21 protein-coding genes, 1 other RNA gene and 1 riboswitch are annotated in these 24,976 nt (G+C 44.8%); of the genes, 10 read left to right on the forward strand and 12 right to left on the reverse strand.

The genetic code is table 11. The features are described 5' to 3' along the window. Position 1 precedes the first annotated feature (1 nt). The 8 genes from ASUC_RS06555 to ASUC_RS06590 all read left to right on the forward strand — a co-directional run bounded on the left by ASUC_RS06555 (position 2) and on the right by ASUC_RS06590 (position 8,065). A complete protein-coding gene (locus ASUC_RS06555) occupies positions 2 to 337 on the forward strand; it encodes a phage tail protein (RefSeq protein WP_012072987.1) in 336 nt (111 codons plus the stop codon). Continuing rightward, complete coding sequence (locus tag ASUC_RS06560) at positions 337 to 1,074, forward strand: phage minor tail protein L (protein WP_012072988.1); 738 nt, start codon at positions 337 to 339, stop codon at positions 1,072 to 1,074. The genes ASUC_RS06555 and ASUC_RS06560 overlap by 1 nt, the downstream gene beginning before the upstream one ends. 1 nt (position 1,075) lies before the next feature. Beyond that, positions 1,076 to 1,855 carry a C40 family peptidase gene (locus ASUC_RS06565; protein ID WP_012072989.1) on the forward strand — a complete coding sequence of 260 codons (780 nt, stop codon included), beginning with the start codon at positions 1,076 to 1,078 and terminating at the stop codon, positions 1,853 to 1,855. After that, a complete protein-coding gene (locus tag ASUC_RS06570; RefSeq protein ID WP_012072990.1) occupies positions 1,789 to 2,397 on the forward strand; it encodes a tail assembly protein in 609 nt (202 codons plus the stop codon). The genes ASUC_RS06565 and ASUC_RS06570 overlap by 67 nt, the downstream gene beginning before the upstream one ends. A gap of 70 nt (positions 2,398 to 2,467) precedes the next feature. Beyond that, complete coding sequence (locus ASUC_RS06575) at positions 2,468 to 6,439, forward strand: host specificity protein J (RefSeq protein ID WP_012072991.1); 3,972 nt, start codon at positions 2,468 to 2,470, stop codon at positions 6,437 to 6,439. Then, positions 6,436 to 6,717 carry a hypothetical protein gene (locus tag ASUC_RS06580; RefSeq protein ID WP_012072992.1) on the forward strand — a complete coding sequence of 94 codons (282 nt, stop codon included), beginning with the start codon at positions 6,436 to 6,438 and terminating at the stop codon, positions 6,715 to 6,717. Before ASUC_RS06575 ends, ASUC_RS06580 begins: the two co-directional genes overlap by 4 nt. A gap of 1 nt (position 6,718) precedes the next feature. Further along, positions 6,719 to 7,714, forward strand: a complete 996-nt coding sequence (locus ASUC_RS06585; RefSeq protein ID WP_041834639.1) for a hypothetical protein — start codon at positions 6,719 to 6,721, stop codon at positions 7,712 to 7,714. Between the two features lie 12 nt (positions 7,715 to 7,726). Continuing rightward, the gene (locus tag ASUC_RS06590; RefSeq protein ID WP_012072994.1) at positions 7,727 to 8,065 is read left to right on the forward strand and encodes a hypothetical protein; all 339 of its coding nucleotides are present in this window, start codon (positions 7,727 to 7,729) and stop codon (positions 8,063 to 8,065) included. Positions 8,066 to 8,102: 37 nt separating this feature from the next. Here ASUC_RS06590 and ASUC_RS06595 read toward each other — a convergent pair whose 3' ends face one another. From ASUC_RS06595 to fdnG, 8 genes are all read right to left on the reverse strand, one after another. Then, complete coding sequence (locus ASUC_RS06595; protein WP_012072995.1) at positions 8,103 to 9,386, reverse strand: tyrosine-type recombinase/integrase; 1,284 nt, start codon at positions 9,384 to 9,386, stop codon at positions 8,103 to 8,105. Positions 9,387 to 9,564: 178 nt separating this feature from the next. After that, positions 9,565 to 9,931, reverse strand: a transfer-messenger RNA (tmRNA) gene (gene ssrA, locus ASUC_RS11140). Positions 9,932 to 9,992: 61 nt separating this feature from the next. Further along, positions 9,993 to 10,316, reverse strand: a complete 324-nt coding sequence (locus ASUC_RS06600; protein WP_012072996.1) for an HI1450 family dsDNA-mimic protein — start codon at positions 10,314 to 10,316, stop codon at positions 9,993 to 9,995. Between the two features lie 9 nt (positions 10,317 to 10,325). Further along, positions 10,326 to 11,141: a pyridoxal phosphatase gene (locus ASUC_RS06605; protein WP_012072997.1), complete on the reverse strand. Its 816-nt coding sequence runs from the start codon at positions 11,139 to 11,141 to the stop codon at positions 10,326 to 10,328. A 114-nt stretch (positions 11,142 to 11,255) separates the two neighbouring features. Then, positions 11,256 to 12,155 carry a formate dehydrogenase accessory protein FdhE gene (gene fdhE, locus ASUC_RS06610; RefSeq protein ID WP_012072998.1) on the reverse strand — a complete coding sequence of 300 codons (900 nt, stop codon included), beginning with the start codon at positions 12,153 to 12,155 and terminating at the stop codon, positions 11,256 to 11,258. 230 nt (positions 12,156 to 12,385) lie between these two features. After that, entirely contained in the window at positions 12,386 to 13,072 is a 687-nt protein-coding gene (locus tag ASUC_RS06615; RefSeq protein ID WP_012072999.1) for a formate dehydrogenase subunit gamma, read from the reverse strand. Continuing rightward, positions 13,065 to 14,009, reverse strand: coding sequence for a formate dehydrogenase subunit beta (gene fdxH / locus ASUC_RS06620; protein WP_012073000.1), 945 nt, complete (start codon positions 14,007 to 14,009; stop codon positions 13,065 to 13,067). Before fdxH ends, ASUC_RS06615 begins: the two co-directional genes overlap by 8 nt. Then, positions 14,009 to 17,071: a formate dehydrogenase-N subunit alpha gene (fdnG, locus tag ASUC_RS06625; RefSeq protein ID WP_083757690.1), complete on the reverse strand. Its 3,063-nt coding sequence runs from the start codon at positions 17,069 to 17,071 to the stop codon at positions 14,009 to 14,011. The genes fdxH and fdnG overlap by 1 nt, the downstream gene beginning before the upstream one ends. A 303-nt stretch (positions 17,072 to 17,374) precedes the next feature. Between fdnG and fdhD the strand changes: the two genes are divergently transcribed. Then, positions 17,375 to 18,193, forward strand: a complete 819-nt coding sequence (gene fdhD, locus ASUC_RS06635) for a formate dehydrogenase accessory sulfurtransferase FdhD (RefSeq protein WP_012073003.1) — start codon at positions 17,375 to 17,377, stop codon at positions 18,191 to 18,193. 100 nt (positions 18,194 to 18,293) lie between these two features. On the opposite strand, the gene ASUC_RS06640 is transcribed toward fdhD, so the two are convergent. Continuing rightward, positions 18,294 to 19,343 carry an ABC transporter substrate-binding protein gene (locus ASUC_RS06640; protein WP_012073004.1) on the reverse strand — a complete coding sequence of 350 codons (1,050 nt, stop codon included), beginning with the start codon at positions 19,341 to 19,343 and terminating at the stop codon, positions 18,294 to 18,296. A gap of 55 nt (positions 19,344 to 19,398) precedes the next feature. Beyond that, a riboswitch (TPP riboswitch) is annotated at positions 19,399 to 19,492 on the reverse strand. A 109-nt stretch (positions 19,493 to 19,601) separates the two neighbouring features. On the opposite strand from ASUC_RS06640, the gene uvrD reads away from it, so the two are divergent. Continuing rightward, positions 19,602 to 21,797 carry a DNA helicase II gene (gene uvrD, locus ASUC_RS06645; RefSeq protein ID WP_012073005.1) on the forward strand — a complete coding sequence of 732 codons (2,196 nt, stop codon included), beginning with the start codon at positions 19,602 to 19,604 and terminating at the stop codon, positions 21,795 to 21,797. A gap of 69 nt (positions 21,798 to 21,866) precedes the next feature. On the opposite strand, the gene trpCF is transcribed toward uvrD, so the two are convergent. Genes trpCF through ASUC_RS06660 form a run of 3 tightly spaced genes read right to left on the reverse strand, consistent with a single transcriptional unit; the run spans position 21,867 to position 24,971 of the window. Then, complete coding sequence (gene trpCF / locus ASUC_RS06650; RefSeq protein ID WP_012073006.1) at positions 21,867 to 23,309, reverse strand: bifunctional indole-3-glycerol-phosphate synthase TrpC/phosphoribosylanthranilate isomerase TrpF; 1,443 nt, start codon at positions 23,307 to 23,309, stop codon at positions 21,867 to 21,869. A gap of 22 nt (positions 23,310 to 23,331) precedes the next feature. Further along, entirely contained in the window at positions 23,332 to 24,333 is a 1,002-nt protein-coding gene (gene trpD, locus ASUC_RS06655) for an anthranilate phosphoribosyltransferase (RefSeq protein WP_012073007.1), read from the reverse strand. A gap of 50 nt (positions 24,334 to 24,383) precedes the next feature. Then, positions 24,384 to 24,971 (reverse strand): aminodeoxychorismate/anthranilate synthase component II, encoded by a 588-nt coding sequence (locus tag ASUC_RS06660; protein ID WP_012073008.1) that lies wholly within the window; start codon positions 24,969 to 24,971, stop codon positions 24,384 to 24,386. Positions 24,972 to 24,976: the final 5 nt, after the last annotated feature.

The following is a 24,976-nucleotide window of genomic DNA, read 5'->3' on the forward strand; positions in this document are numbered from 1 at the left end:
TATGGCATTAAAAACATTGTCGTGGTGTCCGCAACCCGGCTACAGCGTGGAAGAAGAACCACGGCGAAAAGTACTGAATTACGGCAACGGCTATCAGCAACGAATGGAAGACGGCATAAATACGCTTTTACGTAAATATTCCGTCACTTACAAAATCAAAAACAACGAATCGGCACAATTCCGTAACTTTATGAAAGAGCATGGCGGAGTTCGTGCCTTTTATTTTAAGGATGTTGCCCTTGGCGGTGAATTGGTGAAAGTGGTGTGTTCTAAGTTCCCGCGTCAGGTAGGAAAAACGCATACAACGTTTACCTGTGATTTTGAAGAGGTGGTGTAATGCCTAAAGATTTACCACAAAAAATGACCGCACTTTTACCTGAGTTGGAACAAGGCGCATTAATTGAGCTTTGGGAAATTGATCTGCGTCAAATTTCCCACACTGCTAATTCAGACCAAAAGGGCGAGCTTTTCCGATTCCATAATGGGGTAAGCCAAGGCAGAACCAACATTTGGTGGCAAGGTAACGAATATCAAGCCTACCCGATTAAAGCCGATGGCTTTGAAATCAGCGGACAAGGTCCAAGCTCGCGCCCTACGTTAACAGTGTCTAACCTGTACGGCATTGTTACGGGGGTTGCAGCAAACTATGGTCAAGGCGTAGGCGGCAAGGTGACACGCCGTTTAGTTTATGCGCAGTTTCTTGACGCGAAAAATTTCACCGACGGTAAAAACACAAAAGCAGATCCAACACAAGAAGCGGTAAGTTATTACATCATCGAACAGCTAAAAAGCCTTGATGATGAACAAGCCACTTTTGAACTGGCTTCCCCAGCAGAAACCGATAACGCTAAAATTCCGCTACTGATGATTACTTCTGATGTCTGTATTTGGCAATATCGTTCCGCCCAATGTGGTTACACAGGCGGTCCAGTTGCTGATGAGTTTGATAAGCCAACCACCGACCGTAAAAAAGATAAATGCTCACATTGCATTCGTGGCTGTAAGCTACGTTTTGGCGAAAATGCAGTATTACCCTTTGGCGGTTTCCCTAGTACCACACAATACGGAAATTAAAATGAAAATTGATGATTGGTTAAAAAAAGATATTTTAGCCCACGCTAAACAATGTGAACCGCAAGAATCTTGCGGTTTTGTTGTTTCTGAATATATGTATGGTGAACTGATTTACTTCCCTTGTGAAAACGTGGCAGATGACCCAGTCAACTTCTTTGAAATTTCGCTGGATGAATTTATTCACGCGGAAGATTTGGGGCATATCGTGGCGTTAGTCCATTCTCACCCTGATTCGGAAACTGAAAAAGGCTTACCGTATTTATCCACGGCGGACCGAGAATGTCAGGTCAGAAGTGCGGTCGATTTTTGGTTAGTTTGTGGAGATGAAATCAAGCAATTTCGGCATATCGCCCCGCTTATTGGACGGCAATTTGAAAATAACAAGCAAGATTGTCGAAACATTGTGCTTGATTGTTATATGTTGGCGGGAATTGAACTCCCTGACAAATCAGAATATCAATTTGATTGGTTTGAACATGCCAATTTGTACGAAGACGGCATGAAACGCTGCGGCTTTGAAAAGCTACCGCAAGATGAACCGCCACAACTTGGCGATGTGATTTTAATTCAAGTGGGGGCAGATGTGGCGAATCACGCAGGGGTTTACCTTGGCGAACAGATGATGATTCATCACAGCGAAGGACGATTATCAGCACGAGCACCCTACGATGGCTTTTGGCTTAAATCCACTCATTCAATTTGGAGACATTCACAATGGCAAGAATTACATTTCACGGCGATCTTAAACGATTTGGCAATGAACCGTTCGAACTTGATGTAAGCAATTTTCGGGAATTAATGAGCGGACTTTTAACGCAAATTCAAGGCTTGCGAAATCACTTGCGAAATGGTTATTACAAAGTGCGGATTGGTCGCGATCGATATTTGGACGAAGAGCAATTGAAAAATAACCCAATGATTACCCTTAACGATAAGTCATCAGTTCACTTTACGCCAGTAATGGCGGGTGCCGGCAAAGGTGGTGGCATATTTCAGGCGATTGTTGGAGTGGTGCTTGTCGCTGCAGCTTTTTGGACTGGTGGTGCGTCTATTGCAGCTTGGGATGCAGGAGTTGTAATGATGGGGGCTATGGGAGCTTCTTTAATATTAGGTGGTGCTATTTCACTTTTAACTAAAACCCCCGACATGACAACTGGAACAAGTGACAGCGAGAAAAAACAAAGCACGTCATTTTCAAACATCAAGAATCTGACACCGCAAGGCAGACCGATCCCTCTATTGTACGGAAAAATGATGACTAGTCTTGTGTTGATTTCTCAGGGGATCGAAACATTTGATGATGCAGAAGCATTAAAGGCTTAGTGAGTTTATAAAGAGATAAAACCGCTTACGGATTATTCCGCAGGCGGTTTTTTTTATTTAAGGAATAGTTATGGGTGGTAAATCAAGTGGTGGTGGCGGTCATACGCCTTATGAAGCACGCGACACGCTTAAATCAGCGCAGCGCTTGCGTGCGATTGGTTTGATTTCGTTAGGGCCGATTAAAGGACCGGTAAACAAGTGGAAATCAACCTATTTTGACAATACGCCAATCCAAAACGAAAACGGCGTTAATGATAACGACAAAGACAGTTTTAACTACAAAAACACAGAAATTCAATTTACGCTCGGCACGCAAGATCAAGCGCCACTAAAAGGCTTTGAAATGTCGGAACGTGAAGTGACGGTAAATACCGAAGTTAAAAACACTACGCCAATTACTCGCACCGTAACCGATCCTGATGTCACTCGCATTCGTTTAACTCTCGGGGTCAACGCGCTTTACTCACAGAATGACCAAGGCGATACTAACGGCACAAGTGTTTCTTTCAGCGTGTTAATTAATGGGCGGTTCCGTTCCTCGTTTGAAATTAACGGTAAATCATCATCAAGATTTTACAAATGCTATATCATTGATAATTTGCCGGAACGTCCGTTTAATATCACTGTAGAGCGCAATACGCCGGATTCAAAAAGCCAGCGCCTACAAAATGCCACTAACTGGGTGAGCTACACGGAAATTATTGATACAAAGCTGTCATATCCGAATATGGCATTGGTTGGTATTAAAACCGATTCACGCTATAACCCAAATTTCCCAAATGTAAACTTTCTACTTTACGGTCGCATTATTAAAGTGCCGAGTTCTTACGATCCTGAAAAACGCACTTACGCCGCCGGACTTTGGAAAGGTGATTGGAAAAAAGCCTGGACAAATAACCCTGCTTGGGTGTTTTACGATTTAGTAACCGATCCATTAGCCGGTTTAGGCAAACGTATCGGTGATTATGGGTTAGATAAATTCCAGCTTTACCAAATTGCGAAATACTGTGATGAGTTGGTTGATGATGGTTTCGGTGGCAAAGAACCGCGTATGACGGCGAATATGTGGATCACAGAACAACGCAATGCTTATGACGTTGTCTCTGACATGGCGTCCGTATTCCGCGCTATTGCAGTATGGACCGGCACGCAGTTTACCGCTATTCAAGATCGCACTTCCGACCCGATTTGCTTATACACCCAATCAAACGTGATTGACGGTAAATTCAACCGCCAATATGCGGCTCTGAAATCAATCTACACGGCTGCTGAAGTAGAATTTGCCGATGAACGCAATATGTATCAAAGTGCGGTCGAATATGTCGCCGATGATTTGATGATTGCGCGTTACGGCTATAACAGCAAAAAAATGACAGCCTTCGCCACAACCACACGCGGACAGGCGCACCGTTGGGGAAAATGGGTATTGGCTACATCATTGCTTGAGCAATGTACGATAACCTTTGCCGTAGGTCGCCAAGGATTAATGCACTTACCTGGGGATATTATTGAAATTGCCGACAGTGAATATGCTGGCAAAACGTTAGGTGGCCGTGTTGTTGCGGTAAGCGGTAAAACTGTCACACTTGATCAGGCGGTTGAAGTCAGCGGTGATAGCTATTTGAGCTATCTTAACGATGAGATGAAAGTCGTTAAAATCAAAATCTCATCGGTGGATAGCAAAAATAAAGCCATGGTAACCTTGGCAAGCACACCCACAGGCTTAAATGCTACCGATGATTGGATTTTGAAGACACCTGCCGTAACAACACAGCTTTACCGTGCGATTGGCGTTACCGAAAATGACGACGGCAGTTACACAATCACCGCACTTCAGCATGAACCGCAGAAAGAAGCGATTGTGGACGGCAGCGCAAGTTTTATTCCGGCAAATAGCACGGCTTATTCTGGCGGTGCGCCAGTAATTGCCGGTGCTAATGTTGATTTATCGGATGATGGGGTGAAAATAACTTGGTCGGTGCCATCAGCGAGAGGGATTATCAAGTACGATATTAAACTGTATCGTAACGGTAAACTTTACAGTACGCACTTAGATTTGGATGACCCGGAATTTACGTTTGAAAATTTGCCAGACGGTAGCTATACCGTACAGATTTTTGCGAAAAATGAAAACGGTCAAAAATCTGATCCCGTTACTCGCACATTTGAAATCAACCTAAACATTTCAAGTTTTACCACTAAATCATTGCTTTTTGCCATTCAGTTAGATTGGACGTTGCCGCAAACCGCAAGTGTCGGAAACTATACCGAGATTTGGCGAGCAACGGAAAATGACGTAAGCCAAGCCATTAAAATCGCTACGCTGCATTATCCGCAGAATAGCTACACAATCAACGGCGTAAGTCTAACCGAAAGTTATTACTTTTTTGCTCGTTGCGGTGATAAATCCGGAAATAAAGGGCTGTTTACCGAAGGTGTATTTGGTGAAGCGGATCATAATCCCGATACGTTGTTGAATGCATTGGAAGGTAAAATCACCAAAACCCAATTAGGGCAAGATCTCATTGCGTCATTAAAAAACGATATTGACACAGCTGTTGATGAAGAAGCGAAAGTGCGTCAAGCTGCGGTAGCAAATGCCCTGTCACAAATTACCGCTCAAGCGCAAACTACCGGCACGGCGATAAACGAGCTTAAAACCGTTGATGCGCAACAAGCACAGCAGATAGCTACCATTACCGCGAAAGCGGAAAGTGCCTTATCTGGCATTACTGCAGAACAAAAAGCACGTGCGGACGGTGACAAGGCTAATGCCGATAAAATCACAGCGATTACCGCACGTGTCGGCACCGCTGAAAGCACGATTGCCAATCTTCAATCCACAAAAGCGGGCAAAGATGAAGTATCAAGCATTGCGCAACAAGCCGTCACTGCTGCCATGGGCGATACTAAAGCTCAAATCACCGCAGTCAGCAACGCTGTGACTAATGTGAATAACAAATTGAGTGCCACGCACACAATTAAAACACAGGCTATCAGTGGTGGACGTACTGCGATTGCTGGCATTGCGATGGGCGCAAGTTCGGACGGAGTAACGACCGAATCAAGTGTGATCGTCATGGCGGACAAATTCGGTATTGTTGCTAATGCGAATGATACCAATGTTAAACAAGTTTTTAGTGTGGCAGATGGTCAGGTAGGTATTCGTGGTGATTTGGTTGTCGCAGGGACGGTGACACAAGATAAATTATCTTCCGGTTCAGGAGAAAATTTATTGTATAACCCGATTTTTGCGAACCTAGACAGTAGAAAAGTTCCGGAAGGCTGGACTTTATGGAACTCGTCATCAGCAACCAATCCACACGCTGGTTCTCATGATTCGGTATCCACATGGAGCATGACCTCTTACTTGCCGAACGAAAACATGTTAGCCCTTGTTTGTGATGGTGATATTTCTGCCAGATTTACGTGTAGTTCCAGTAAGGCACCCGTTAACCCTAATTCTTGGTATATGGCAAGCTGTTATCTCGGTGTACATCGCGGATTAGGTGCATTAACTATTCGCTTCTTTTTGGACGATGGGTCATATATTGATTATTCAAGTCCTGATGTAACGACAGCGTACTCAATGCGAGGCGGTTTAGCAAAAGGCGCATATCGAGCAAGAGTTAAAGCAAAAGCCCCTGATAATGCTTTGTCCGCTTCAGTAATTTTGTGGTTGAAAGGAGAAGGCGATCAAGCAAATAAAATTTTATTTGCTGGTCGCCCAATGCTCGAAGAATGTACCGAACATACCACCGAGCCAAGCCCTTGGGCGAATGCTGGTGTTACGGCGGTTCATGGCGGCAGTATTATTGCTAATACTATCCGCGGCGATCACATTCAGGCAAATCAAACCTTAAAATCACCTTATATCGAAGGTGGATCGCTCAACATCAACAATCTGTTCAAGGTCAGTAGTTCGGGTCAAGTTTCGATTCGTGCTGCGACGGGGAATGTTGGGTTGGTTATCAACAACGAAGCCATTATGGTTTATGACGCTAATGGCAAATTAAGAGTAAAAATGGGGAAACTATCATGATGAAAAAATATGCTATTTCAGCCTTAATTAGCTTAGCAACTGCTTGTACATCATCTTTGCCACAATTAGAGATGACGCTAAGCAATGGTAAGACTGTGGCAGTGGATTGCTATGCCAAATCTTACACATATAAGGATACCAAAATCAGACATGCCTTTAATGCTAAAGATCCTGTATCAGTAGCAATCAATAAGCGTTGTTTGACATATCCAGACTATATGTCTAACTCGCTAAATCGCACTGGACAGCGATCAACCTTTATTTTTGAGCATAAATAATATGGCTGAATATGGATTAACTATCTACAACAATAATCAACAGCCTGTTTTCAAGACTGGTGATAATGTGTTAACGATATTAAAAAAAACATCGGTAAAACTTTCATACAAAAGTCCCAGTGGCACTTATACAGGGAGCATGAATGAAGTTACCGTTCCGCTAGGGGTTTCGGTTCCGACAAACGCAGCGTTACTCCTTGGTAGAGCGGTACACAAAACAAATGGCGCAGTGAGAAACTATACTGTAATTAGTGTGTCCTCTCATCGTTTTAGCGGTACTAACTTAATCATAAAACCTAAACCTATAGCTGATGGTTATGGTGACGGTTCGACCTGGGAATCCACTTATGATCTATATGTAGCGTCAAATCAGACGACTTCACCTGGACAATATGGGGTAAGTGATTTTGGGGCTATGCCAACCTTTGTTAAAAGCCGAACGGCGAGAATAAATTTTCCAGCTTTTGGCCATGTAAGTTTAGGGGCAACAGCGGATGAGATACCTATTGTGACTTATTCATCATCATATTTTTGTCCGATGGATAGTAATACAATTCGAGGGGATAGAGTTCATTCGGGTTATATTGATGTGCTTTATGTCAAAAAAGTAACATCAGTACCAAATAATAATTATGGTATTGCTGTTTATGATGGCAATAACTCAATTATTGTGACAAATGATATTGCGCCATTGCAACTATTAGCATCATATTCAGCCGCTGATTGCCGTACAAAGTCATATACAAGCACAGCGGGGGTTGTATTGGCGCAAATCCCTTGGTTTACAGATGTTGATACAGAAACAGTTTATTATCATACAGTAAGTATGCGTATTCAAGGAGGTACGATTGATTATCAACTAGTGCGATCTAATTATTATGCCTACACTAATAGAAATGTACAAGGCTCTTCCGCAGTAAATACACTATATAAGTCTGACATCTACACATTTTATGGCGGAACATTTTTAGTCTTAAATTGTAAAAATATTACTTAAAAGGAAACAATCATGAAATACATTGAAAAACAAATCGAAGACGCCCAAACCGGCGCAATCGCAAACTATCACGAAGTAACCGCAGTAAATGTGGATTACGTCAATAATACCGTTATTGCCACTCTTGCTTCATACGTATCGCGAAAAACGAAAGAGGCTGGCAAATCGGCATTATCGCTTAATTCATTTACACTTAGCCCAATTTTACCGGCTCGCAATGAAAGTGCGCACGATTGGTGCCTGAATGAATTAATTCAAGAACCATCAGCAGATTTTGAACCTGAAGAATATCCGGGTTATGTGAACCCGCATATGTTCGCTGGTGGCAAAATTAAAGAAACAGACGCTTAATGAGCAAAAAGTGCGGTCAAAATCGACCGCACTTTATCTATATTGTACTTATCTCATCAAACAAGCCTTTGGCGCACAACTCAACATAATCAGCCCACGCCTGCAAAGTTTTGAGACGGTAGGGCAGGTATTCGGCACGATTATAAGCATTTCTCACTTTATCGCCGTTTAGATGGCTCAAACATATCTCTATAATTTCAGGATCTAGCCCTAATTCAAGTCTATTATCATTACAATATGAGCTAAATAACGTACGCATGCCGTGGTTTGTCATTATTCCTTTATATTTTCCGGCGCCCATCGATTTAATCACATCATTTGGCGTTTGTGGGTTTATATGTACTAATCGACCTCTTTTATATGCAGCGGGGAATAAATAGTCACTGGTGGAATTCTTTCGGATGAAAGTTAATAATTTCCCGGCTTGTCGGCTTAACGGTATTAAGTGATCACGAGCACCTTTTCCGCCCTTATTGACTTGAACAGTCAAAACCAATTCACCCGGTAGATTTTCATTTTCTGAAATATCTGAAAACTTAGCTCCGACAGTTTCGCTCGCTCTCGTAACATTGAGCAACCCCCACAAAATAGCCAGAAGTGAAGAGTAGTGAATATTTGCTTTCCTTAGCTCAAATAAAAATTCCGGCAGCTCTTTGTAGTGAATTGCTGCAAAATGTTTGTTTTTATCTGGGGACGGTAGATCTTCACCCAAATAACGCCATTCATTTCTATCCCAATAACCGAAACGTTCTGCGTATTCTGCGATACTTTTCAGTACAAACAGGCGTTTTTTCATTTCCGTGTATTGTCCACGCGTTCTGTGCGCATCTAATAATGCCAGTCCATGTTGCAACTTCAATTCTTTGAATGACGTATCGCCAAGTATTTCTATTGCGTCGTTTACTCGTCTAATTGTGTCGGTTTTTGTTTTTTCCGAATAATCTTTCCGTTCCATCCCGATTTTTTCTCGGTAGACCAACCATTCGTTAGCGACATGACTGAAAGTATTAGACATGGGCAATCTTTCTTGCTTTTCTTTTTCAATTTCATTTTGATGTGGATCAATGTTCTTTGCTAAAAGCTCGCGGAATTCATGCGCTTTTGCTCTTGCATCAGCAAGGCTCACGGATGGATATTGCCCGATTGTTTTATCTGTACGTTTTTTGATGTATGGTTTTGTATAATTAAAAAGCCAGGTTTTAGTGCCGTTCGGCTTTATGGCCAAACGAAGCCCTAATCCATCGGATAGGTAGTAGATTTTATCCTTTGGTTTGGCGGCGTTAATTTGCGCAGCAGATAGGTGTTTCACCAGTAATGCCATAGGATTTCCTCGAAAATGGTAGTAAGATTTCGGCATTGTAAAATCTTACTACCATTTTTACTACTATTTTTTTGATATGATTTGATACTTAGTGAGATTATTTGAGACTAGAAAAAATAGAAAAGCCTTGATTTTTCAAGGCTTTTGATACTATTTGATACTTATTGAGATTTGTTAGTGGTGGAGCTGGCGGGAGTTGAACCCGCGTCCGAAATTACTCTACCTTCAGCACTACACGTTTAGTCTGGTCTTTAACTTCATTTATCCCCTGCGGACAGACACGCGAAGAATAAACTAGCTTGATTCAATTTAGTGTTTCGATCTCCAAGCCGAAGCGTCCACACGATCTCGTTTAGGTTTGACTCCGCTTGATCCCCGTCTTACGAGCGGAAGCTGGGGAGCGAAGGCTAAATGCAGGTTATTAAGCTGCTAAAGCGTATTGTTCGTCGTTTGCGACTATTTTTTTGCGGTTTATTTACGAGGCCTACCGCACCTCGACGTGCACCTTGGGCTTCGCCAATCCCGTCGAATCCAGAATCAGCCCCAAAAAGTGCGGTCAGTTTAGCAAAGATTTTACAGAAAACCAAGTAAATTAATTGGTTTTGACTATTCTTTCCACACAATGTGATATTCGCGATCTTCTTCACGGTGAGAAATCAGGAACTTGGCGAAAACATCATCCATTTCGTCTTTTTCGTTGAGCAGACCGATCCAAACTTCCGCATATTCTTCCGGATCAATCAAAACGCCGATTTCTTCATCCCAATTATCAGCGGTTTCCACAAATTCCACGGCACCGCGCTCTTCAAACTGCATATTAAACAGCAGAATATCCGCGGGATCTAAATTTTCAGGCGCCATTTCAAGGAAAATATCGTAAGCGATATCAATGGCGGTATCGGGATCCAGTTTTTTGATTTGCTCTGTCATGCGTCATTCCTAGATCATTTCCCGGATGAATTGGGCGATACTGTCGTCGTTATTTGACCCGATAACGCGTTTTGCCTGAGATTTTACGGTATCGTCCGCATTACCCATAGCAACGCCTAATCCGACGGATTTCAGCATGCTGGTGTCGTTATGATTATCGCCGAGAGCAATCACGTTTTGCGGATCGATATTCCATTGTTTTAGTAATTCGAGCAGGCGTCCGCCTTTACTATTGCCGTTATTAGCGACATCGACGCGATCAATCCACGACCATTCGCAACTGAATTCGGAAACCGGTAATTCTTCGACCGCACTTTCCATAGCTTGGCGATCCGGCGAGCTGATGACGAATTTCCAGATGTTCTCGGCAGGGTTATCAATCAACGTATTGAAATCTTCGATTTTTCGGACATTGGGACGTACGTTTGCGGGACAACTCATCACCCATTGCTGAAATTTCTCCATATGCGGATTTAAACGCATATAGTTCATGGCGTTACGACTGTACATGAGCAAATGGGTTTGATATTTATCGGCAATGTCCAGCACTTTACGGCATTGTGCCGCCGAAAGCGGATTGGCGGATTTTACCTCGTCGGTTTGCGGATAATAAATATAGGTGCCGTTACAGCAGATAATCGGCGTGTCCAGCGCCATTTGGTGATAATAAGGTTTAACGGCGGTGTGGTGGCGTCCGGTGACAAAAACGATTTTAATACCTTTTTCTCGTGCCTGCCGAATGGCTTTCCGGCTGCTTTCCAGAATTTGCCCCTGACCGTTTAATAGGGTACCGTCAAGATCAAAGGCGATGACTTGATATGCCATAATATTTCCTTAATGATGGTGAATTGTCGCCCGTTCGGCGTCAATAATGAATTTTGCCTCGTAGTATAGGGTGAAATTCGAAAAAAAAGCAAGGCGAAATGCCTTGCTTGTCGATTATTCGGCGGGAAAAACGAAGGGGTTTAACCCGCTGCGGCTGAACTGTTTTTCTTCCATTTCAATATCGAGGAAAATGCTGGCTAAATCGTCGGCGACAGGGTCGACATAGGGATCTTTTTCTTGGTAAACCGTTTTCAAATAGCTGTGGCAATCGCCGCAGGTTTCGGCTTTTACGGTTTCTTTATCGGTATCGATTCCCCAGTATTCCAGTTCTTTCGATTGATCGCAGACCGTGCATTTGGCGCGGACTACGTTCCATTCGCTTTCGCACAGCGAACAGTGTAAATAGCGTAATCCCTGATTTGAACCGAATTGCACCACACTGGCAACCGGAACCGAATTACAAACGGGACAGGTGTGCAGATCTTCGGCGTTTTCCATGATGGCGTGATGAGGAATAAATTGTGTCAATTGCACCCAGTAAAGGGATAATGCAGCCCAAATAAATACCGCTTTATCGCTGGCGACTTGAGCATATTCCTGTACCAGCAGTTTATCGGCCAGTCGTTCCAGTTCTTCTGACGACGCTTTTTCCAAACAGTCAATGGTGCCGATCATTTGCTCATTGGCACGCGGTTTGATTTCAGCTAAAAGCGCGCTCAAATATTCGCGCCATTTGGCACTGCGCGGCCAATGTTTTATGTCTAAAGGACGGAGCTGGTTAAAGGTAAATTCCGTTTTTTCCAGCGGATTTTCCGCAAAAATCAGATTTTGCGCTTCGACGACATCGGCGGCGAATAACAGATAATCACTGAACGGATGATTTTCTGCCAGTTGACGTAAACGTTGGGCTCGGCGCGCATAAAGATTTTGGGGAGAAGAGAAGAGTAGCGGCGGGTTTTGGAATGAACTTGCAACCTGCTTGATTTCATTTTCGGGAAGAATTCGAATTGCCATATTGTTTCCGTATGAATAAAAGTGCGGTCAAAAAAGCGATTGTTTTTGCCGCTGAATGAGCGATTGAGACGAATCGCTAAAGGGCGTTCGTTATTTATAAAAATGATTTTAACGTATTTTACCTGATTCTGCAGTACGCAATTATTATTAGGTCGCCGATAACATGAAAAGTGCGGTCAAAATCGTAAAGATTTTTGACCGCACTTGAAGCCGTTTATGAATAGCCCGAATTAATCCCGGGTATTCTTTTTAACTTCTTTTTCCAGCTCGGGTAATACTTCTTCGCGATACCATTTCGGATGGTGTTTTTTCGCCCAGCGAACGGTCACCCAACCTTCAATCATAGCACGGATAGAACCTTTCACCCAGAATGCCATATATATGTGCACCAGAATCCCGGTGAACAAGGCAAAAGCACTGGCGGCATGCAACAGAATGGCAATGCGCAGGGTGGTGACGGAGAAGTAACCGGAAAAATATTTCCGCCACATGATTAAGCCGGTTACCAGCAAGGTGACCATCGCCAAAATCAAGGTCCAGAACAACATTTTCTGACCAAGGTTGTATTTGCCGTTGTAAGCCACATTGTGCTCATTTCCTTTGAGGACTTCTACGATGCCTTTCGCCCAACGAATATCATTTTTTTCGGGAATATTATGATGGGCATACACAAACGCCATAAAAATAAACGCGATGAACATAATAATACCCGTAAACGGATGAATGGCACGAGCCAGTTGCGGCGTACCCAGAATTTCATGTAACCAGGCAAAATCCGGGAAGAAGAACGCCACCCCGGTAAACATGGTGAGGAAAAAGGCGATTACCAAGAACCAGTGTGAAACCCGTGCAGGGAATTTATGACGTAGGATTTTGGTGTCCTGCGTAATTTCGGTAAGTTTTTTTTGCTTACTCATGGTGTCCCCCTTTACGAACTTTTGTTTTCTTCTCGGCTTCTTCTAACGCCTCGAATTCCGTATGATGGTCGTCCACGTCTTCTTCATTATTCGGACCGACACCTACATAATGGGCAATTTCGGCTAACGCCAAACCGCCCATTGCCACAGCGGCAACCGGTTTTAAGATGTCTTTCCAAAGTTTGACGGTGATGTCGATTTCCGGATCTTTCGGCAAGCCGGAATAAAGTTCCGGTTTATCCGCATGGTGTAATACATACATTACGTGCGTTCCGCCGACGCCCTCCGGATTGTAAATGCCGGCATTTTCATAACCGCGGGATTTTAAATCGGTTACCCGTTGTTCAGCATAATGCAGCATTTCTTCTTTCGTGCCGAAATGGATAGCGCCGGTCGGGCAGGTTTTCACGCAAGCCGGTTCTTGTCCCACATTGACGCGATCCACACACAGGGTACATTTGTACACACGGTTGTCTTCATCGTTCATTTTCGGTACGTTGAACGGACAACCGGCGATACAGTAACCGCAGCCGATACATTTATCGGTTTGGAAATCCACGATGCCGTTGGCATATTGGATTATCGCCCCCGGAGCCGGACAGGCTTTCAAGCAGCCCGGCTCTGCACAGTGCATACAACCGTCTTTGCGGATTAACCATTCCAGACGATCGTTTTCTTCCACCTCATTAAATTTCATTACCGTCCATTGTTGGGCGTTCATATCGCGGGGATTATCGTAAACCCCCACGCATTCTTCCTGCGGCGCGCGTAAATCATTCCATTCGGAACAGGCGACCTGGCAGGCTTTACAGCCGATACAGGTAGTGATATCAATAAGTTTGGCAACTTCGATTACGTCTTTGCGCACTTGTGGCGGCGGTGTCACGGCGGAAGTAGCAGAGCGCTTGATAATGTTTTGTTCTTGTACAGTTGACATTACAGTGCCTCCGTTGTTCTTTCGATGTTCACTAAGAACGCTTTGTATTCAGGGGTTTGCGTATTGGCATCCCCCACACGGCCGGTTAAAGTATTCGGTAAGAACGATTTACGTCCGTTCGCCATGAATCCGCCATGGAGCGGAATACCGATGGTGTGGACTTTTTTACCGTCGACTTCAAGCGATTTAATACGTTTAGTCACTACGGCTTTGGCTTTAATATAACCGCGTTTGGATGTCACTTTCACTACGTCCCCTTGCGCGATACCTTTCTCCTTGGCCAGTTCTTCGCTGATTTCAACAAATGGTTGCGGTTGAGCGATCATATTGAGATCAGCGTTCTTCGTCCACCAGTGGAAGTGTTCGGTTAAACGGTAAGTCGTTCCGACATAAGGGAAGTCGTTGGCATCACCGAAACTTGCTTTATCGTTATCCAGAATACGCGCCGCCGGGTTGTAAATCACATTCGGGTGAAGCGGATTGGTGCCGATAGGCGTTTCGACCGGTTCGTAATGTTCCGGGAACGGCCCTTCCGCCATTTTATCCAGTGCGAATAAACGGCTGACACCTTCATTATTCATAATGAACGGCATAACGTTGCTGTTCGGAGGAGCGGTACCAAAGTCTGCGATATCGATATAGTTCCAGTTTTTACCGTTCCATTTTACTAACTGGCGTTTCGGATCCCACGGTTTGCCGGATAAATCCGCCGAGGCGCGGTTATAAAGTACGCGACGGTTGACAGGCCATGCAAAAGCCCAGCCTAAGGTATTACCTAAACCGGAAGGATCGCTGTTATCGCGTTTTTCCATTTGGTTACCTTTTTGTGTCCACTGACCCGTATAAATCCAGCAAGCGGATGAGGTAGTACCGTCATCGCGTAACTGTGCGAAACTCGAGAGCAATTCGCCTTTTTTCGCAATAAGATTGCCGTTGACATCGTACAGATCTTCTAATGCATAACCATTGTTTTCTTTGGCGATTTCATCGGATTTCGGTTCTAACGGATTAGCGTAATCCCATGACATCGCTTTTATGGTATCGATAGAAGAACCGCCTTCTTTTTCATACATCTCTAGCATGACTTCGCGAATTTCAGCCAAGATATCCACATCCGGTTTGGCATCTTTCGGCGGTTCGGCGGCTTTCCAGTGCCATTGCAGCCAACGGCCGGAATTTGCAATCGAACCGTCTTCTTCCGCAAAACAGATACTCGGTAAACGGAATACCTCGGTTTGAATATCCGCCGGATTTACGTCGTTATATTCGCCGTGATTTTGCCAGAACTCGGAGGTATCGGTTTTTAACGGATCCATTACCACTAAAAATTTTAATTTGCGCAGCGCGGATGAAATTTTATGTTTATCCGGATAAGAGGCGATCGGATTATAGCCTTGGCAGAGATAACCGTTAACTTTGCCTTGAGCCATTAAATCGACATATTGAAGTTGATCCAGTTTCTTGGTGTACTGCTTAGGAAGATTATGGAAACCGAATTCATTGTCTTTAGTCGCATTTTCACCATATAGAGCTTTCAGCATACTGACTACAAATTTAGGCGTATTCTGCCAATAGTTTGTTTGACCGTCTACCGCCGTTTTAGGTGTGATACGATTGATATAACTTTCTAATGTAGTATCGGTCTCAATCGGCAACGGAATATAGCCCGGAAGCATGGACGGGAACAAGCCCATATCCGTCGTACCTTGAACGTTGGAATGACCGCGTAATGCGTTAATACCGCCGCCCGCCATACCGATGTTACCTAACAATAACTGAATCATCGCCATGGTACGGATATTTTGCGCACCGACGCTATGATGAGTCCAGCCTAAGGCATAGAGGATAGTCATGGTACGATCCGGTACCGCAGTAGAACCGATGGTTTCGGCGAATTCGAGGAACGCCTTTTGTTTGGTACCACAGATGCGTTCAACCATTTCCGGCGTATAACGTTCAACATGTTTTCTCAACAGGTTGATAACACAGCGCGGATCCTGAAGCGTTAAATCACGTTTCGGTTGACCGTTTTCGTCCAATTGATATGACCAAGTGGATTTGTCGTATTGACGTTTTTCCGCATCATATCCCGTAAATAAACCGTCTTTGAAATCAAAACCTTCATTAATCAGGAAAGAAGCGTTGGTATAGTGTTTTACGTATTCGTGCTGGATTTTATCGTTATCCAGAAGGTATTTGATGACACCCAGCAACAGGGCGATATCCGTACCGGAACGAATAGGAGAATAGAAATCGGCAACCGCAGCCGTACGATTAAAGCGGGGATCGACCACCATTAATTTCGCACCGTTTTGTTTTTTTGCTTCGATCGCCCAACGGAAACCCACGGGGTGAGCTTCAGCGGCATTACCGCCCATTACGACGACAACGTTCGCATTTTTTATATCAACCCAATGGTTGGTCATGGCACCGCGACCAAATGATGGAGCAAGACTTGCTACCGTTGGTCCGTGTCAGGTACTCGCTACGTTATCGATAAACAACAAGCCGAGCGAACGTGCCCATTTTTGGGAAATCAGCGCCGTTTCGTTGCTTGCCGCCGATGTGCAGAGAAATCCGGTGGTTAACCAACGATTGACCGGCGTACCCGATTCGTTGGTCGTCTGAAAGTTCGCATCGCGGTCTTCTTTCATTAATTTAGCGATTTTGTGAATGGCGTCGTGCCAGGAAATACGTTCCCATTTATCGGAACCCGGTGCACGGTATTCGGGATATTGGATTCGGTTCGGACTGTTGACGAAATCTAAAACGCCCGCGCCTTTCGGGCATAGCGCCCCACGGCTGACCGGATGATCCGGGTCGCCTTCCACATGGATTAATTTACCGCGGGAATTCATTGAGCCGTCACCCATGCTGTACATCAGCATGCCGCAACCGACTGCGCAATATGTGCAGGATTGACGAGTTTCTTTTGTCCGTAAAAGTTTATACTCGCGTGGTGCGGCAAATGCTGCGGTAGGCATTAAACCTAATGCTGCAACAGACGTCCCCGCCATGCCTCCTGCACAGACCTTAAAGAACTTACGTCTTGTGATCTGCATAGATTGTCCTTACTCCGAATGAGGAGATGGGTTAAGAAAAATTCGTTATGGAAATGTTAATCAAAAGTAAAAAATACCTAGATTAATGGCTTAAGAATACCGAGTTTTTATAGGTAAATCTATAACTAATCTTGTGCATATAGGTTATTTTCTGTGATTTAGGTCAATTTTTTAGCAAAATTGTCAAAAAAAACAGTAAATAAGAACGCTTTTTATTTAACCGTAATTTATTGATTTTCAGATTGTAGAGTCACACAATACATTCTAAAATATTTAAAAAATACGATTAAAAAGGACCGCACTTTGAATTCTACCACCATTACGCCCGTCACTTTCTTTCAAAAATCCGATGAAAAAGCCATTTTACAGAATAAGAGTGATGTTTTGGCGTTAGAAGTGCCGGCGGCATTGGTGTATAACGGTATATCTCACGCAGTGATGATGTGCAGCCCCGAAGACTTGGAAGATTTTGCCGTGGGATTTTCTCTGACGGAAGGGATTATTGACAAACCTGCCGATATTTACGGAATTGATGTGCTGGAAAGCTGTGGCGGCATTGAAGTGCAAATCGAATTGGCAACCCGGTGTTTTGTGCGACTCAAAGAAGTACGCCGTAATTTAACCGGGCGTACCGGTTGCGGTATTTGCGGTACGGAACAATTGGAACAGGTCATTAAAAAATTGCCGAAAACCGACCGCACTTTACATTTTGAGCTGAATTTATTGGATGATTGTCTGGCTAAATTACAACAGGCGCAGTCGCTGGGAAAACAAACCGGTTCAACCCATGCCGTTGCGTTTTTCTCGGCACAAGGCGAATTACTGGCAATCCGTGAAGACGTAGGGCGTCATGTGGCATTGGATAAACTGCTGGGCTGGCATGCTAAAAGCGGTCGTCCGCAAGGTTTCGTCGTCAGTACCAGCCGCGCCAGTTATGAAATGGTACAAAAAACCGCAATTTGCGGCATTGAAATGTTAGTTGCTATTTCTGCGGCGACGGATTTAGCCGTACGGACCGCGAAAGACACGGCTTTAACCTTGATCGGTTTTGCCCGCACAGGACGTGCGACAGTATATACGGGAACGGAACGTTTAAGCCTAAACGGGTTCGAAAGTAAGTAAGCAAGACGCGCAAAACAGGAAGTGCGGTCAAATTTCAGTGATTTTTTCATAACGGCATGAAGTGGGAACTTACATGCCGTTACCGTTAAATGTGCAAATATTATTGGTTTAGCGAAGTATCCGTCCAGCGCTGAATCAGGCGTTTGCTTTCTTTATCCGAACCGAAACGGATAACATCGAGATCGATGAAATTGACGGTTTGCGGCAGACGGGCTTTAGGGTAAGCCTTGGCATGAATATTTGTCGGCTGTTGATAAGAATTCGCTTCCCGCCAAGGGATTTCCTGCGCTTCCGCCGTTAATACCCAATCAGTGAATAATTTGGCGTTATCCAAATTTCTGGCGCCTTTGATAATGCTGGTGGCACCTAATGTATAACCTACGCCTTCACAAGGTAGTACGCCTTCGACCGGTGCGCCTTTTTCCCGTTCGCGCAAATAAGCGTTCATAAAACTGATATCCACTGCCACTTCGCCTGTCGCCAGATTACTGGTGGCCAAACCGCTTTTGGAAAATTGAGCCACGTTTTTATTCAGTTCGGTTAAGTAATCGAAGGCTTTATCTTCTCCCCACAGTGCCGCGAGGGTAGTGATAAAGGAATATCCCGTACCGGATACGCGCGGATCCGCATACTGAATTTGATTTTTAAAGCGGGGGGCTAATAAATCCTTAAAGCACTTCGGCGGTTTGACGTTCAATGCTTGCAACTTTTTGGTATTGACCCCGATGGCCAATTCCATCAGATAAATCACCGAGATGTAATCGCCTTGCTGGTCCATCAATTTTTTGAAGCGCGGCATAATGTATTTTTGATTCGGCGAACGGTATTTTTCCAATAACCCGAGATCCGCCGCCTGTAAATGGGGTTCCAAAGTGCCGCCGTACCACACGTCCGCCTGCGGATTATCCTTTTCGGTTCTGATTTTACCCAATACCGTGCCGGTGCTGTTGCGCACAAATTGAGTTTTTACATTGTATTTTTCACCAAAGGCGCGACTGATTTTTTCGCAAGCGGTATTTTGTACACTGCAATAAATATTTAATCTGCCTTCTGCCTGAGCCGTCATGGGGAGAAGCCAGCCGGAAAAGAGGTAAAGTGCGGTTAATTTTAGAATAGTTTTTTTGCGGTTTAATAGAACTGAATGAATCATTGATTTGCTCCCGTACAGATAAAAATAGAACAAGTCAACAGCTAAACGAAAGAGTCAAAACAGAAAATTAGTTTCCTACGCCAGTGCTAACTGTATCAGGTTCCCGGGTATTTTCTCAGCCGATTTTCGCGGCACCCCGACTAACGGGAAGCACTATAAATTGTTTGCATGCATTTGTAAATACGGGCGGATGAACGCATTGACAATTCATCCGTACTGTCTATAATTTAGTGTAAATTTAAACAGATATGAAATTTTATGGATATTTCAGAATTACTTGACGGCTTGAACGACAAACAGCGCGAAGCCGTCGCCGCCCCTTTAGGCAATTATTTAGTTCTTGCCGGGGCGGGGTCGGGCAAGACGCGCGTATTAACTCAGCGAATTGCCTGGTTGATTGCTGTAGAAGGTATTTCCGAAGGCAGTATTATGGCGGTCACCTTCACGAATAAAGCCGCAGCGGAAATGCGTCAGCGGATTGAATCCGCATTAGCCCGGTATTCCTCCCAGCGTTTATTCGGTATGTGGGTGGGAACCTTTCACAGCATTGCACACCGCTTATTGCGCGCTCATTACGCCGATGCCGGTTTACCGCAGGATTTTCAGATTTTAGACAGTGAAGATCAGTTACGTTTAGTCAAACGGTTATTAAAACTACACAATTATGACGAAAAAATGTATCCGGCGAAACAGGCCTGTTGGTATATCAATAATAAAAAAGACGAGGGATTAAGACCTCAGCAGATTGACGATATGAACGATCGCCAGGAACAGGAATGGATCAAAATTTACCGCATTTATCAGGACACCTGCAATAGAGCCGGATTGGTGGATTTTGCCGAAATCCTGTTGCGCGCTTATGAACTGTTTTTACATAAACCGTTGATTCTGCAAAATTATCAACGTCGATTCGGACAGATTCTGGTGGATGAATTTCAGGATACCAACAAAATTCAGTATGAATGGATTCGTTTGCTTGCCGGGAAAACGGGTAATGTCATGATTGTGGGCGATGACGACCAATCTATTTACGGTTGGCGCGGCGCTCAAATTGAAAATATTCAAAAATTTTTAGATGATTTTTCGCAGGCGCAAACTATTCGTCTGGAGCAAAATTACCGTTCCACCGGTAATATTCTGCAGGCGGCGAATCAACTGATTTCTCATAACAGCAACCGTCTTGGTAAGGATTTGTGGACGGAAGACGATAAAGGCGAACCGGTGGGCATTTATGCGGCCTTTAATGAACTGGACGAAGCCTTATTTGTGTCTTCGCAAATTAAAATCTGGCTGGAAGACGGCGGTAAACTAGACGAATGCGCCGTGTTGTACCGCAGTAACAGTCAATCCCGGGTGCTGGAAGAAGCGCTGATTCGGGCGCAGATTCCGTATCGTATTTATGGCGGTATGCGATTTTTCGAACGACAGGAAATCAAGGATGCGCTGGCATATTTGCGGTTGGTCAATAACCGCCATGACGACGCTGCATTTGAACGCGTGGTGAATACGCCGACCCGAGGTATCGGCGAACGTACGCTGGAAACCTTGCGTCAATTTACCCGAGAACGGCAGATTACTTTATGGCAGGCCACCCAAATCGCCATTCAGGAAAATAAGCTGGCGGGACGTGCCGCGACCGCCTTAATGCGTTTTGTGGAATTAATCAATTCCTTAGCGCAAGAAACGGAAGAAATGCCGCTATTTGCTCAAACGGATTTTGTGATTAAGCATTCCGGGCTGTATCAAATGTATGAACAGGAGAAAGGCGAAAAAGGAGAAGTGCGGATAGAAAATCTGGAAGAATTGGTATCTGCCGCTCGTGAATTTATTAAGCCGGAAGAAGCGGATGATATGTCCGATTTAACCGCGTTTTTAACTCATGCTTCGCTGGAAGCCGGCGAGGAACAGGCCGGTCCGCATCAATCCTGTGTACAGATGATGACCTTGCATTCGGCGAAAGGGCTGGAGTTTCCGCGCGTGTTTATGGTGGGTGTGGAAGAAGGGATTTTCCCGAGTTTTATGTCTTTGGAAGAACCCGGCCGTTTGGAGGAAGAGCGTCGTCTAGCCTATGTGGGCGTTACTCGTGCAAAGAAAAAACTGACCATTTGCTATGCGGAAAGCCGTCGTTTATACGGTAAGGAAGAACGCCATATTCCGTCTCGTTTCATCAATGAATTACCGGAAGAATGTATTCGGACGGTACGTTTACGCGGTACGGTGACCCGCGCTTACAACCGGTTGGCAGTCGGACAAAGTGCGGTCAATTCCGGACGTGTATTGAGGGGCGATGAGAACGAATGGAAAACCGGACAGAAAGTACGTCACGCCAAATTCGGACAGGGAACGATTATCAATGTGGAAGGAACGGATAACAATACGCGTCTGCAAATCGCGTTCCAAGGGCAGGGCATTAAGTGGTTGATAGCCCATTTAGCGAAACTGGAAAAAGTTTAAAATCCGATAAAGTTCGCGAAAAACAAAAAGAAGAGGAGAACCTCTTCTTTTTGTTTATAGGTCGATGAATTAACATTGCAAAATACGCTGGAAAAGCCGTGTGATTTTTTGCGGATCTTTCACGCCCTTACCGCTTTCCGCGCCGGAATTTAAATCCAAACCAAGACATTGCTGATCCAGTGCGGCGTCGATATTCTCCAGGGATATACCGCCTGCCAGCATAACTTTAGCTTTTAGCCGAGCGGGTATTTTTCGCCAATCGAAAGATTTTCCCGTACCGCCTCGGCAATTTCCGATTTTACTGTCCAGTACATAGCGATCAACATAGGGGATCTCAGAAAAAACGTCGGTATTTTTGACCGCACTTTCCAGATTATTTTCTGGCTCCACGTCAATGGAAATTGCTTTCCAAATTTGAATTCGGGACGGCAAGGCTACACGCAAATCTGCGATAAAAGCGTCGGTTTCCGAACCATGCAGTTGCACCGCATAAACCTGTAATTGGGCGGCGATTTTTACAATAAAATCAATAGATTGATTTTGAAAAACTGCGACGAAACGTAACGGGGCGGCGGCGGTCAGTTCCTGAGCCTGACGCAATGAAACCTGCCGCGGCGAACCTTCGGCAAAAATCAGTCCGCCGTATAATGCGCCGTTGATATACGCGGATTGCACATCCTGCGGGCGGGTTAACCCGCAGACTTTATTCTCGCCGAAAACCACGGCGCGTACCGCGTTATTCAAATCATCGCTGCCCATTAAGCTGCTGCCGATCAGAAACCCATGTGCGTATGTCGCCAACATGTTAACCTGTTGATGGGTATAAATACCGGATTCACTGATAATTCTCACATTTTCAGGAATTTGCCCGGCATATTTTTCCACCAGATTTTTTACGCGATTTAAATCGACGGTTAAATCGTGCAGGTTGCGGTTATTCACGCCGATAATTTGGGCGTTTAATGTCAGTGCGCGTTCGAATTCCGCTTCATTACCGGCCTCCGTCAACACGCCCATACCGAGTCGGTGGGCAAGTGCGGACAATTTTAGATAGGTTTCGTCATCCAGCACGGAAAGCATCAGCAAAATAGCATCGGCTTGACTGTAACGGGCAAGATAAACCTGATATTCGTCGATGATAAAATCCTTGCACAATACCGGTTGCGTGACAATGTCACGCACGATTTTCAGATAGCGGAAGTCGCCCTGAAAATATTTTTCATCCGTCAACACGGATATGGCTGAGGCATAATGCTTGTACACATCGGCGATCTCTTTCGGCTTAAATTCGTTGCGAATCAATCCTTTAGAGGGTGACGCTTTTTTGCATTCAAGAATAAATGCCGGCTTCTGATGAGAACCTTGGCTTAAGGCATCGTAAAAACTGCGGTCGGATTTTGTGATGTTTTGCTGAAAACTTTCCAACGGCAATGCCGCTTTTTGGTTTTTTACCCATTCGATTTTGTCGGTCACAATTTTTTGTAAAATTGTCGGAGCTGTATCTAATGTCATTATTTTTCCCGTATTTAAAAAATTAGTATGCGGTGAGTTTTACCAAGGTATCGAAGGCTCGGCCGCTTGCAAGCTGTGCCAGGACTTGTTCCGCATTTTGCTTAATGTTCTCATGGCCGAACAGTTTCATCAATAAAGCGGTATTCATGGCGACCGCTTGATTTTGTTCATCCGTCCCGCGTCCCTGTAAAAGTGCGGTGATAATTTCGGCATTTTCTCTTGGTTCGCCGCCACGCAGATTTTCCAGCGGTTTAACGTCGAAACCGAAATCTTGCGGGGATAATTCATAATATTCGATTTTGCCGTCACGTAATTCCGCCACTTGAGTTTTTCCGTGAATGGCGACTTCGTCTAAGCCGCTGCCGTGCACAATAATACTGTGTTCGCGATTCAAACGGGCGTTGGTCTGGGCATAAGGTTTCAATAATTCCGGGCTGTATACGCCCAGCAACTGGCGTTTGGCATGAGCGGGGTTAATCAGCGGGCCTAAAATATTAAAAATGGTACGGGTTTTTAGTGCCTGACGTACGGGAACGGCATGCTTGAAACCGGTATGATATTTTTGTGCGAATACAAAGGCTAACCCGATTTCGTCCAATGCCTGACGGGCGTTTTCGGCGCTCATATTAATATCTACCCCTAAACAGGAAAGTAAATCGCTGGCGCCGGTTTTGCTGGAGACGCTACGATTCCCGTGTTTGGCGATTTTCAAACCGAGGCTGGCACCGACAATGGCGGATGCGGTGGAGATATTAATCGTATTGGCGCCGTCTCCGCCGGTTCCCACAATATCGGCGAACGGGTAATCCGGTGCCGGAAACGGTTGGGCGGCGGTTAACAGGGCGGTAACCGCCCCGGCGATTTCGTCGATGGTTTCGCCGCGTAATTTTAATGCAATCAATGCGGCGGATAATTGTTCGGGCGCCACTTCGCCGTTGACTACGGCACGGAAAAATTCGGCGGATTGTTCTTGTGTAAGCGGTTGATTGTTAAACAATGTCGCAAAAATTTGGTCGAGTCGCATAATATCTTCCTTGTTTTTATCATAAAGTGCGGTCAAAAAATGATGATTTTTTAATGTCGGTTTCGGGTTAACAACCAATCGATGCTTTGTTCCAGCAATTTCGAGCCTTGGACGGTCAACAGGCTTTCCGGGTGGAACTGGAAGGCGCAAATAGGCAAATCGCGGTGGCGGATTGCCATAACGATGCCGTTGTAGTCCGCGTTGACAATCAGTTCTTCCGGCAAATCACTGCCCATTAGAGAATGATAACGGGCGACCGGCATCGGATTTTGCAGTTTCGCGAACATAGCTTGGTTATCGTGTTGAATCTTTGAGACTTTACCGTGCAATATTTCGCCTGCATGCACCACTTTGCCTCCAAAAGCCTCGATTAACGCCTGATGTCCCAAACAAATACCGATAAGCGGTATGTCTTTTTTTACGCGTTGAATTAACGGCAGCATATTACCGGCTTCGGCAGGCGTACCCGGACCGGGCGACAATGCCAGAATAGTCTGGGGTTCGCGACACATTTTTTCCAATAAATCCAAATCGCAATCGTTGCGGTAAATTTTTACCTGATGACCGAGGGTACGGAATTGATCCACCAAGTTGTAAGTGAAGGAGTCGAAGTTGTCTAAAAATACGATAGTTGCCATTTTCC

Source organism: Actinobacillus succinogenes 130Z (assembly GCF_000017245.1).
Lineage (GTDB): Bacteria > Pseudomonadota > Gammaproteobacteria > Enterobacterales > Pasteurellaceae > Exercitatus > Exercitatus succinogenes.